General features: G+C 39.9%; 3 protein-coding genes. 1 reads left to right on the top strand and 2 read right to left on the bottom strand.

Annotated elements, in window-relative coordinates:
* Positions 1 to 373: 373 nt before the first annotated feature.
* Positions 374 to 1,048, top strand: a complete 675-nt coding sequence (locus ER639_RS11825) for a CPBP family intramembrane glutamic endopeptidase (RefSeq protein WP_129065959.1) — start codon at positions 374 to 376, stop codon at positions 1,046 to 1,048.
* Positions 1,049 to 1,192: 144 nt separating this feature from the next.
* On the opposite strand, the gene ER639_RS11820 is transcribed toward ER639_RS11825, so the two are convergent.
* Positions 1,193 to 12,730, bottom strand: coding sequence for an Ig-like domain-containing protein (locus ER639_RS11820; RefSeq protein WP_129065958.1), 11,538 nt, complete (start codon positions 12,728 to 12,730; stop codon positions 1,193 to 1,195).
* Between the two features lie 663 nt (positions 12,731 to 13,393).
* The coding region (locus ER639_RS12475; RefSeq protein WP_129065957.1) for an LPXTG cell wall anchor domain-containing protein at positions 13,394 to 13,956 on the bottom strand (563 nt) is incomplete at its 5' end.

Here is a 13,956-nt window from a genome sequence, read left to right as displayed (position 1 = left end):
CAATTATTTTTCATTTATTATGTAATAATTGTTTTTGTATTTGTGTCAAATTTATGACATTTGTCTTTTTGCTGTATTTTCCATATTTTTATGTAATTAAATCATTCATTTTTGCATTCAAAATTATATTTAAACAAATTTATAAAATACATGTGCTTTTCACTTAGATTCTTCATCTAAATAATAGTTTTCTTCAATTTGCATAATAAATAATTTTAAAAAACGCTATTTTTAATAAATTTTTAATATTTTTAAATAAATTTATTAATTTAGATGTGTTTATATTTGAATTTTTAAATAATTTGATTATGATAGATGTAATTAATTTTTTGAGATTTATTTAAATTTATATCATTCATCAGGAGGTTATCTTATGTTTATAAATGAAGTACGTTTAAATAAAAGATGGTGGATTGCACCAATTATATTTTATGGATTCATATTTTTTCTGCTACTTAACAAACTTACACTCCCAAAGGAAATAGGTATTTTAATGTATACTTTGGGAGGAATCGTTGTATTACTTTGTGAATTCGGTTGGAATAATGTAAAAAAAATGTTTAAAGCACCTGCATGGAATATTGTGTACAAAGTACCTCTGGCAATCATCTCTTGTTTAATCATTTCCTCACTCACAATGCTATTAGGAAAACTATTCCAAGTTCAAGATTATAAAAGTAATTTAGGCCTTTCAAATCTAGATGATCAAAATAGCACCAATATAATTAAAATATTTTTAACAAGCTGGATACAACTTATTGGTGAAGAACTTATCACAGCCATTATCTGCCTTCCAATCTTAATAATATTAAAACGATTTTTACCTTGGAAACTGAGTTTATGCTTAGCAATCCTTATCAGTTCACTCATTTTTGGTCTTCTACATATCGAGACTTATCAATATCATTTTTATCAAGCATTAATCGTGATTGGTATGATTCGAATCCCATTTACCTATTTATGGTTTAATACAAATACATTATGGGGTGGGATTATTGCACATATTTGCTTTGATTATTTATTAATTGTCTCTATCATAATGACATAATTTTATATTGAAGAAACTAAGTACCGAAAAATTTTTTCTCCCAAACCAATTTTATATCTATAAAAAAGACAGAAGACTGGTTCTCAAAAAGAGAATCAGTCTTCTGTCTTTCATATGGAAGTATTCCATATCTAATTTTTCATTCTATTTATCTTCAGTTTGTACATCTTCTTGTTTACGTTTACGTCCAACAAGTAATGCCATTCCTCCGAATACTGCTAAGAATCCTGCTGTTTGTGCACTATTTGATGCTTCACCTGTATCAGGTAATACATCTTTAGTTGATCCTGAGTTTGTTGATGATTTTACAGGTTCTTCAGTAGGTCCAACTTCATCAACTGGTGCTTCTGTTGGCGTTGTTTTACCACTGTTGTCTGTGTCGCCTGGTATTGGTGTTACTTGTGCTGTTTCTGTTGATGGGTCCGATACATTACCTGCTTTATCTTCTGATACTGCTGATACTGTTTCTCCCGCCTTGATTGCCGGTACTGTTACTAACCATGTACCATCATCTTTTGTATCTGTTGTTACTTTCGTACCATTCGGTAATGTTACTGTTACCGTACTGCCTGGTTCACTTGTTCCGGTTACTTCTGTGTCACCAGGATGAATTGGTGCTACATCAATAACTGGCGCTGTTGTGTCAGGTGTTGGTGTTACTGGTGTTTTCGTTACTGTTATAACGAATGTTTCTGTTGTTGTGTTGCCTGCTTTGTCTACTGACGTCACTGTTACTGGATATGTTCCTGGTGTTGTTGGCGTACCTGAAATAATACCTGTTGTTGGATCATACGTTACTCCAGTTGGTAAACCAGTTACTGTTGTTGTCGCTGTTGGATCATCCACTTTAACAGTGATTGGTGTCATTGGTTGATCTTCTGGTGTTGTTACGTCAGTAATTGGTGTAATCACTGGCGCTGTTGTGTCAGGCGTTGGTGTTACTGGTGTTTTCGTTACTGTTATAACGAACGTTTCTGTTGTTGTGTTGCCCGCTTTATCTACAGATGTCACTGTTACTGGATATGTTCCTGGCGCTGTTGGCGTACCTGAAATAATACCTGTTGTTGGATCATACGTTACTCCGGTTGGTAAACCAGTTACTGTTGTTGTCGCTGTTGGATCATCAACTTTAACCTTAATTGGTGCCAACGGCTGATCTTCTGGTGTTGTTACATCAGTAATTGGTGTAATCACTGGCGCTGTTGTGTCAGTTACAGTAATAACAAATGTCTCAGATGACGTATTTCCTGCAGCATCTTTTGCTACAACAACTATTGGATAAGTGCCTGGTTCAGTTGGTGTGCCTGAGATGATTCCTGTTGTTGGATCATACGTTACGCCGGCTGGTAAGCCTGTTATTGTTGTTGTTGCCGTTGGATCATTTACTGTTACCGTAATTGGTACCATTGGTTGATCTTCTGGTGTTGTTACATCAGAGATTGCTGGTGTAATGATTGGTGCTGTTACATCTGTCACTGTGATTACAAAGTTGACAGTAGTTGTATTACCATATTGATCCACAGATGTTACTGTCACAGTATATGTGCCTGGTTCTGTTGGTGTACCTGAAATCAATCCTGTTGTTGGATCATACGTTACGCCAACTGGTAAGCCTGTTACCGTTGTAATCGCTGATTTATCATCTACTGTCACTGCTATTGGTGTCATTGGTTGATCTTCTGGTGTTGTTACATCGTTGATTGATGCAATTACGGGTGCTGTATTGTCTGTAACTGTAATAGTAAATATTTCTGTTTCTGTATTTCCATTAGTATCTACTACTGTTACTGTCACCGGGTAAATACCTGGTTCTGTTGGTGTTCCTGAAATGATTCCTGTTGCTGGATCATACGTTACACCGGCTGGTAAGCCTGTTACTGTTGTTGCTGCTGTTGGATCATTCACTACAACTGTAATTGGTAATATTGGTTGATCTTTAGGTGTTGTTACATCTGAAATTGGTTCAATCATAGATGTAGTTACATCTGTAACAATAATGTTGAATGTTTCTGTTGTTGTATTGCCGCTTGGATCAACTGATGTCACTGTCACCGGGTATGTTCCTGGTGTTGTTGGAACTCCAGAAATGATACCTGTTGCTGGATCATACGTTACACCGGCTGGTAAGCCTGTTACTGTCGTGATGGCTGCCTTATCATTTACTGTCACCTTAATCGGTACCATTGGTTGATCTTCTGGCGTTGTCACATCTGTGATTGGTGAAATCACTGGCGGTGTTACGTCTGTCACTGTGATTATGAATGTTTCTGTTGATACATTACCTGCTTTATCTGTTGACGTTACTGTCACTGGATATGTACCTGGTTCTGTTGGTGTTCCTGAAATGATGCCAGTTGTTGGATCATACGTTACACCGGCTGGTAAGCCTGTTACTGTTGTTGTCGCTGTTGGATCATTGACTGTCACTGTAATTGGTGTCATTGGTTGATTTTCAGGCGTTGTTACATCATTAATCGGTGTAATCGCTGGTGCTGTTGTATCTGTAACAATGATATTAAATGTTTCTGTTGTTGTATTGCCATTTGGATCAACTGATGTCACTGTCACTGGATATGTACCTGGCTCTGTTGGTGTACCTGCAATTTGTCCAGTTGTTGGATCATACGTTACACCTATTGGTAAACCTATTACTGTTGTTGTTGCTGTTGGATCATTCACTGTCACCGCGATTGGTGTCATTGGTTGATCTTCTGGTGTTGTTACATCATTGATTGGTGTAATCACTGGTGCTGTTGCATCTGTAACCGTAATAATGAACGTTTCTGTTGATGTGTTTCCTAACGTATCAACAGATGTCACTGTTACTGGATATGTGCCTGGTTCAGTTGGTGTTCCTGAGATTACTCCAGTTGCTGGGTCATATGTTACACCATTTGGTAAACCACTTACTGTTGTTGTCGCTGCAGGGTCATCTACAGTTACTGTAATTGGTGCCATTGGTTGATCTTCTGGTGTTGTTAAATCATTGATTGGTGTAATCACTGGTGCTACTTTATCAGTTACTGTAATTGTAAAGATTTCAGTTTCAGTATTTCCTGATGAATCCATTGATGTAACTGTTACAGGATAAACACCTGGATCTGTCGGTGTTCCTGAGATGATGCCTGAAATTGGATCATAAGTTACGCCTGCTGGTAATCCTGTTACTGTAGCAGAAGCAGTTGGATCATCTAATACAACAGTAATTGGTGCCATTGGCTCATCTTCTGGTGTTGTTACATCAGCAATCGGTAAGATATGTGCCGATGTTACATCCGTTACTGTAATGTTAAATACTTCAGTTGATGAATTACCTGCTGGATCTGTTGATGTTACAAGTACATCGTAAGAACCTGGTAAAGTTGGTACTCCTGAAATAACACCTGTTGCTGGATCATATGTTAATCCTGCTGGTAAATTCGTTAAAGTTGTCGTTGCTGTTGGGTCATCGACTACTACTGTAATTGGTGTGATTGCTACATCTTCAGGTGTAACTACATCTGCGATTGGTGTAATCACTGGTGCTGTTTGGTCTGTCACTGTAATTACAAATGTTGTTGTTGATACGTTACCTGCTGCATCTGTAGCAGTTACTGTTACAGGATAAACACCTTTATCTACTGGTGTACCTACAACCGCACCTAAGGCTGGATCATAAGTTACGCCTGTTGGTAAGCCTGTTACAGCAATTGTTGCTGCTTTATCATCTGTAATCACATCGATCGGAATCATCACTTTATCTTCTGGTGTTGTTACATCTGCAATTGGTGTAATTGCTGGTGCTGTATGATCAGTTACTGTAATTACAAATGTTTGTGTTGTTGTATTTCCTGCTGGATCCGTTGTTGTTACTGTAATCGGATATGTACCTGGTTCTGTTGGTGTACCTGAGATTACGCCTGATGCTGGGTCAAAAGTTACGCCTGCTGGTAAGCCTGTTACTACTGTTGTTGTTGTTGGATCATTCACTACAACTGTAATTGGTGTCATCGGTTGATCTTCTGGTGTCGTTACATCATTGATTGGTGTAATCACTGGTGCTGTTGCATCCGTTACAGTAATCGTGAACGTAGTAGATGATGTGTTACCTTCTGGGTCTACTGAAGTCACTGTTACAGGATACGTACCAGGATCTGTTGGTGTACCTGTAATTTGTCCAGTTGCTGGATCATACGTCACGCCATTTGGTAATCCACTTACTGTTGTTGTCGCTGTAGGATCATCTACAGTTACTGTAATTGGTGTCATCGGTTGATCTTCTGGCGTTGTTACATCTGCAATTGTTGTAATGACTGGTGCAGTTGTATCAATTACCGTAATGATAAATGTTTCAGTCGTCGTATTACCCGCTGCATCTGTCGTAGTTACTGCTACTGGGTAACTTCCAGTTTGCGTCGGTGTACCTGAAATCACACCAGTTGTTGAATCATATGTCACACCTGCTGGTAATCCTGTCACTGTCGTTGTTGCTGTTGGATCATTAACTACAACTATAATAGGTGCCATTGGTTGATCTTTAGGTGTTGTTACATCTGCGATTGGTTCAATTGTTGGTGAGGTCGTATCTGTTACAGTCACTGAAGTCGCTGGTGATACATTGCCTGCAGGATCTGTTTCAGTAACTGGTAATACTTCGCCACCTACTAAATCTACACCTGCTGGAATTGTTACAGACCATGTACCATCTGGTTGGACTACTGCTGTTCCTGTTGAACCATCTGGGAATTTCACAGTGATTGTGTCTCCCGGTACACCTGTTCCTGTTACCACTGTATCCTCAGAAGTTACTGGATTTACTGGTGGTGCTGGTGGTGGTGTTACGTCAGATACCGTCACATTTGTCGTTGGTGATACGTTTCCTGCTGGATCTGTTGATGTTACTGGTAACACTTCTCCTCCAACTAAATCAACACCAGCTGGGACTGGAACACTCCAAGTTCCGTCTGGTTGTACGATTGCAGTTCCTGTTGAACCATCTGGGAACGTTACTGTAATTGTATTGCCTGGTGTACCGATACCTATTACAGCTGCATCTTCTGATGTTACTGGGTTTACTGTCGGTACGTTCGGTGCTGTTGTATCTGTTACTGTTACTGATGATGCTGGGGATACGTTACCTGCTGCATCTGCTTCTGTAGCTGTTAATACTTCTCCTCCAACTAAATCAATACCTGCTGGAATTGGAGCTGACCATGTGCCATCTAGTTGTACGACTGCTGTTGATGTTGAACCATCTGGGAACTTAACAGTCACTGTGCCACCTGGTTCTCCTGTTCCTGTTACCACTGTATCTTCTGATGTTACTGGATTAAATGGTGGTGCTGGTGGTGGTGTTACGTCTTTGACCGTTACTGTTGCTGGTGGCGATACGTTACCTACTGGATCCGTTGATGTTACTGGTAACACTTCGCCACCAACTAAATCAACACCAGTTGGAACTGGAACACTCCATGTACCGTCTGGTTGGACAACTGCTGTTCCTGTTGAACCATCTGGGAACGTTACTGTAATTGTGTTTCCTGGCGTACCGATACCTGTTACAGCTGCATCTTCTGATGTTACTGGATTTACTGTTGGTAAGTTTGGCGCTGTTGTATCCGTTACTGTCACTGATGATGCCGGTGATACATTGCCTGCTGGATCTGTTTCAGTGACTGGTAATACTTCTCCACCTACTAAATCTACTCCTGTTGGAATTGTTACTGTCCATGTGCCATCTGGTTGGACAACTGCTGTTCCTGTTGAACCATCTGGGAATTTCACAGTGATTGTATCTCCCGCTACACCCGTACCTGTAACTACTGTATCTTCTGATGTTACTGGGTTTACTGGTGGCGCTGCTGGTGGTGTTACATCAGATACCGTTACACTTGTTGTTGGTGATACGTTTCCTGCTGGATCTGTTGATGTCACTGGTAATACTTCTCCACCGACTAAATCAACGCCTGCTGGTACTGGTACACTCCATGTGCCATCTGGTTGGACTACTGCTGTTCCTGTTGAGCCATCTGGGAATGTTACTGTAATTGTATTTCCTGGTACACCAATACCTGTCACGTTAGGATCTTCTGATGTTACTGGATTTACTGTTGGCACATTTGGTGCTGTCTTATCAGTCACAGTTACTGCCGTTGAACCTGAATTTCCTGCTGGATCTGTTTCAGTGACTGGTAATACTTCGCCACCTACTAAATCTACTCCCGCTGGAATTGTTACAGTCCATGTGCCATCTGGTTGTACTGTCGTTGTTGCAGTTGAGCCGTTAGGGAACGTTACTGTAATCGTATCACCAGGTGTACCTGTTCCAGTTATCACAGTATCTTCTGATGTTACTGGATTTACAGCTGGTGATGGTGGTGTTACATCTGTCACTGTTGTGCTTGATGCCGGTGATACATTGCCTGCTGGATCTGTTTGTGTTGCAGTAATGATTTCACCATCTGCTAATGTTACACCTGCTGGAATTGGTGCTGACCATGTACCATTTGGCTGTACGACTGCTGTTGATGTTGAGCCATCTGGGAATGTTACTGTTACTGTATTTCCTGGTTCACCTACACCTGTTACTGTTGTCGAAGTACTAGAAACCGTGTTGATTGGTGGTGCTAAAGGTGCTGTTGTATCCGTTACTGTCACTGATGATGCCGGTGATACATTACCTGCTGGGTCTGTTTCAACAACTGGTAATACTTCGCCACCTTTTAAATCTACACCTGCTGGAATTACTACACTCCATGTGCCATCTGGTTGTACCACTGCTGTTCCTGTTGAACCATCTGGGAACTTCACAGTGATTGTGTCTCCCGGTACACCTGTTCCTGTTACCACTGTATCCTCAGAAGTTACTGGATTTACTGGTGGTGCTGGTGGTGGTGTTACGTCAGATACCGTTACATTTGTTGTTGGTGATACATTGCCTGCCGGGTCTGTTGATGTTACTGGTAATACTTCGCCACCTACTAAATCTACTCCTGCTGGTACTGGTACACTCCATGTACCGTCTGGTTGTACCACTGCTGTTCCTGTTGAACCATCAGGGAATGTTACTGTAATTGTGTTTCCTGGTGTACCGATACCTGTAACGTTAGAATCTTCTGATGTTACTGGATTTACTGTGGGTACGTTTGGTGCTGTTGTATCCGTTACAGTAACTGTTGATGCTGGTGATACATTGCCTGCTGGATCTGTTTCAGTAACTGGTAATACTTCGCCACCTACTAAGTCAATACCTGCTGGAATTGGAACACTCCATGTACCATCTGGTTGGACTACTGCTGTTCCTGTTGAACCATCAGGGAACTTCACAGTAATTGTGTCTCCCGGTACACCTGTACCTGTTACCACTGTATCCTCAGAAGTTACTGGATTTACTGGTGGTGCTGGCGGTGGTGTTACGTCAGATACCGTTACATTTGTTGTTGGTGATACGTTTCCTGCTGGATCTGTTGATGTTACTGGTAATACTTCGCCACCTACTAAATCAACGCCCACTGGGACTGGTACACTCCATGTACCGTCTGGTTGTACAACTGCTGTTCCTGTTGAACCATCAGGGAACGTTACTGTAATTGTGTTTCCTGGTACACCAATACCTGTAACTGCAGTATCTTCTGATGTTACTGGGTTTACTGTTGGTGCATCTGGTGCTGTTGTATCTGTTACAGTAACTGTTGATGCTGGTGATACGTTTCCTGTTGCATCCGCTTCAGTCGCTGTTAATACTTCCCCACCTACTAAATCAACACCTGCTGGAATTGGTGCTGACCATGTACCATCTGGCTGCACCACTGCTGTTGCAGTACTGCCATCTGGGAATTTCACTGTAACAGTGCCACCTGGTTCTCCTGTACCTGTTACCACAGTATCTTCTGATGTTACTGGATTGATTGGTGGTGCTGGTGGTGGTGTTACGTCAGATACCGTTACACTTGTTGTTGGTGATACGTTTCCTGCTGGGTCTGTTGATGTTACTGGTAATACTTCCCCACCTACTAAATCAACGCCTGCTGGTACGCTCCATGTACCGTCTGGTTGTACCACTGCTGTTCCTGTTGAACCATCTGGGAACGTTACTGTAATTGTATTTCCTGGTACACCAATACCTGTTACAGCTGTATCCTCTGATGTTACTGGATTTACTGTTGGTGCATCTGGTGCTGTTGTATCTGTAACAGTGATCGTAAATGTTGTTGTAGAATTACCTGCAGCATCTACTGATGTTACCGTAATCGGATATACTCCTGGATCTACTGGTGTACCTGAAATCACGCCTGTTGCTGGATCATACGTTACACCTGTCGGTAATCCTGAAACTGTTGTTGTCGCAGTTGGATCATCAACAACTACTGTAATTGGTGTCATCGGTACATCTTCTGGTGTCGTTACATCAGCTATCGGTGAGATTACTGGAGCATTTGTATCTGTTACCGTATATGTGAATGTCTTCGTTGATGTATTACCTGCTGCATCTACTGATGTTACTGTCACTGGATATGTTCCTGGTGTTGTAGGTGTTCCTGAAATCACACCCGTTGCTGGGTCATATGTTACACCTGCTGGTAAGCCTGAAACTGTTGTAGTTGCAGTTGGATCGTCAACTGTAATTGTTACCGGTGTCATAGCTGTTCCCGCTGGTACTGTAATATCAGCAATCGGTGAAATCACTGGAGCTGTTGCATCCGTTACAGTAATAATTACATCGATAGTGTCTACTGAACCATCTGGATAAGTTACAGTCACTGGTACTGTCGTTGATCCTGCCGGTACAGTAACATCTGGATTCACACTAATCGTTCCATCTGCATTTACCGTTACCCAAGTTGGCAATGTTGTTGTGTCAGCTGGTGCATATGTAGTACCTACTGGTGGTGCTGAACCGTCACTATTTAAAGGTGCTGCAATAATTGTTGAAGTTCCTGCTGCTAAAGTTGTATCAATATAGTTCGGTTCATTCACTGTCGCATCTGTTACTGAAACAACAAATGAATCTGATGCTAATGGGAATGCAGAACGCGTTACACCATCTGCTGGTTCAATTGCGAAAATTTTTGCTGTATACACATCTCCATCTAACGCAGTCATCGGTACAACAAAGTCTGATGATGGAATTGTACCTGCTGTTGTTGGTGATTGTACTGGTGAAGCCGCAACTTCAACACCATTTTTGTCATACCAAACAATTTGATACAAGTTGTTACCTAATTCAGGAGAAGGTAAACCTACTGTATTTGTCGTTACCGTTGTACCACGTGTTGCAGGTGTTGTATTTGTATCATATTTCACAACATCAAAGTTCATTTGATCTAAGAATAATGCAAAGTCTGCACCCGTAATATATTGATCTGCTACCGCATCAACCTTTAAAGTATTTGTCCATGATGTACTTGCATTATCAAATAAGAATTTATTGCCATAATAAGGACTCGCTAAGCCATATGAATCCATATTTAATAATGATACATATGTCCAATCTAAGTTAACGTGCTTAGGTGCTGCATCAATTGTCATTGCATTTACACCCGCACTTGTATCTCCGTACCAAGTACCAATTTGAGGGCTAGATGCTACATGATTAAATAAATCTGCATACGTTGAACCAATCGGTAAACCTTCTGAAGTTGCAATTGCATCTGGTAATCGTGTTGTACTATTTAATGCTGAATCAAGTAATAAACCATTAAAACCACGGTCATTCCACTCTTTACCGTATGTACCGTTGAATTGTAATGTGTATTTACCAGTCGCATCTGTTGTAGTAGTAACCGTTTCACCAATCCATAAATCTGTACCTTCTAATGCGATTTGTTGTTTAATCCAATTTTGTAAAGCTTGTTCATTGGCATCCGTCCAACCAATACCACGGATATTAGATGTCCCGATTGCTGCCGCTGCTTTAGTATAAATTTGTTGTAAAGCGTAATCTGATAAATAAGAACCTACGACTGTAACATTTGTTGCTGCAGTATCTGTTGTACCACCACTATTTGAAGCAGTTGCACCCATAGTTTGAGCACCAACGTTAATATTGTTATTCCAGAATACAGTACCAGAAATAAATCCAGTTTCACCTGGAACAGCTTGTGTTGGTGCTGCGTCTGCTAAATTATGCATTGTACTTTCATCAGTTTGTGGAACATAGATAAAGTTAAAGTTATTTAATTGGTCAACTGCAATGGCGTTACTTGCGTTGTAACTTGTATCCATCGCAAATGATTGAGGTCCTAATTGTCCGTTTTCCCAAGAATAGAATAACTGTAATCCTGTAGGTGTTTCTGCCCATACACGGAACTTCTCACCTGCAGGTAAGTTAGGATCGGCATCAAACTTCGCAATTGTACCATCTGCTTTTACGAAGTCTTGCATAAGGATATGATACGTACCATCCGCCATCGATACTGTTGTGTAGATAGGGGATGTGTCTCCACTCTTCTCAACCCATTGTGCATAAATACGTACACCAGCAAGTGGCGTCGCAACTGCAGGATTGTTAATTTCAAGTGGGTTACCTGTCCATTGTTGAACAACTTTACCGTTTACAGTATGTTGCGTCGTTGAATTAAATGCTGCTGATTCAATAACATTTTTACCGTCAATAACGAGAATTGAATCCCCTGCACCACTTGGCGCTGTTAAATTTCGAACTGTATCATTTAAATCTAATGCAATTGACTCTTCATTCGTATATGCAGTTGAAGTAGCTGTAGCTGGTGTAGCTACTACAGTGTTTGCATCTTGATTCGTAGCAATCGCATTTAATAATGCTGCCATTAATTCATCACTTGTAAGATTGTTATAATCTAAGTTCAATGCATCTAATGTTTGATTCGCGATTTCAACAGTAACACCAGTATTTTGAGTTAAGTAATTTACTAAAGTTGCTTTTTTAGTTTCAGGTGTATCCGCTGAAATATCATTTACTGTCGATGCAACTGTTTCTGTTGTTGCAGTATCAGGTAATACTGGTACTGATGTTGTTGAATCTGTTGTTGAGGTTGGAGCTGTTGTTACAGGCGCTTTCGTTGGGGCTTCTGTTGTTGCAGAATCTGTTGTTGAGGTTGGAGCTGTTGTTGCAGATGCTTCTGTCGTTGGGGCTTCTGTTGTTGGTGTCACAATTTTGTTTGCTGTCACTCCAACTGGATCACTTTTAACTTCGCCATCAACAGTAATTACTGAAACAACTTCTTCACTTGCTACTGTTAAATTTTTAAACGTAAAAGTGCCATCTGGATTTACAACTGTTTTTTCAATTGTGCCATCCGCTAAATGTAATTCCACTGTTAAACCAGCAGTAGCAACACCTGTTAACTCAGTATTATCAGCATTAAATACTAATTTTTGAGCTTTTTCTGGTGTAGCTGTAGTTGCTGCCGTCTCTGTAGTAGTTGTATCTACTGAAGGTGTAACATTTTCAGTCGTAGCAGGAGCTACTGTAGAAGATGCTTCTGTTGTTGTAGTGTCTGTTGTCGGCGTGGTTGTTGTGGTTGGATCTGCAGTTGTAGATGAATCTGTAGTTGCTTGACCTGTAGTTGGTGTTGTTGTAGTTGTCGCTGCATCTACATCTGTGCCAAGAAACATTAAAGATCCAATTAATATCGATGCCGTCCCTACTGTGAACTTACGAATTGAATACTTGTTCAATGTGTTATTCAAGAAATCAAAACGACTCGTTTTATTTTTTTTCATGTATTTCCCCCAAGTAATAATATTTTTTATATTATTTTAAATTGAGCATTTTTATTTATGCTTAACTATCATTATAAATAGGAAAATATATAAAATCTAATCAATATGGATGCAATATGTTTCAAATATGAGATAAAAAATTTTTCAATTATAACGTATTATTACACTAAAAAATATCAAAATTTTCACTCATTATTTTTAAATAGCATTAAATATGACACCATACTCATTTTTTTAAAAAATACTTATTAAAATAGGCTTTATTTAATTTTCTTTTAATGATTTTTCGTTTTTAATTATTTTAATATACCTAATAAAAATATTATTTTATTTTTATTAGGTCGCCCCCTTAATTTTACGACAATTTATTTTCCATTTGTTAATTGTGTCTATTTTGTGACACTTTATAAAAAGGCATACTATCATATTTTTTAAGACGATACTTTGTAGTTAACTTTTAATTTTGGCAACTCAAAAATAACATCTTTATCTTTTGAGAAAACGCTAACATATGACTTAACATTTATTTTTAATTATATTTATAAAACAAAACTGATATTTATGCCTACTAATAAAATAGATTTAACTGCTCATATGGAAATTGTATTTATACAATAGAAAAGCCCCTAAGTACATTTAGCGTACTTAGGGACTTTTTCATAATTACATTTCCGATTTGCTTGAATCTTGTTTACGTTTTCTAAATAACAACAATCCACCTAAACCTGCAAACATCGCTGCTAAAGCACCTGAATTATTATGCTCACCTGTATCAGGTAATGATTTCATACCTGATTCAGTTGGCGTTCCAGGTTCTACCGGTGTTGCTGGGTTCGTCGGTGTGCCTGGCTCAACTGGCGCACCTGGGTTCGTTGGTGTGCCTGGCTCAACTGGCGCACCTGGGTTCGTTGGTGTGCCTGGCTCTAATGGCGTTGCCGGATTTGTTGGTGTTTCTGGCTCTAATGGCGTTGCCGGATTTGTTGGTGTTTCTGGCTCTAATGGTGTTGCCGGATTTGTTGGTGTTTCTGGCTCTAATGGTGTTGCCGGATTTGTTGGTGTTTCTGGCTCTAATGGTGTCACTGGTGTTTCTTTTACGAATCCTGAATCGATTGTTGGATCATCTTTACCATCTACAGTGATTGTTACTTTCGTGCCATCTGAGTCACTTGTATCATCACCTGTATTTGGTGTTGTTGGTGTGTAACCTTCTGGTGTTTCAAATTCAA

The sequence above is a fragment of the Macrococcus sp. DPC7161 genome (assembly GCF_004117835.1).
In the GTDB taxonomy this organism is placed as follows: domain Bacteria; phylum Bacillota; class Bacilli; order Staphylococcales; family Staphylococcaceae; genus SDSC01.
The sequence above is the reverse complement of the archived record's forward strand: the minus strand, read 5'-3'. Positions and strand labels throughout refer to the sequence as shown.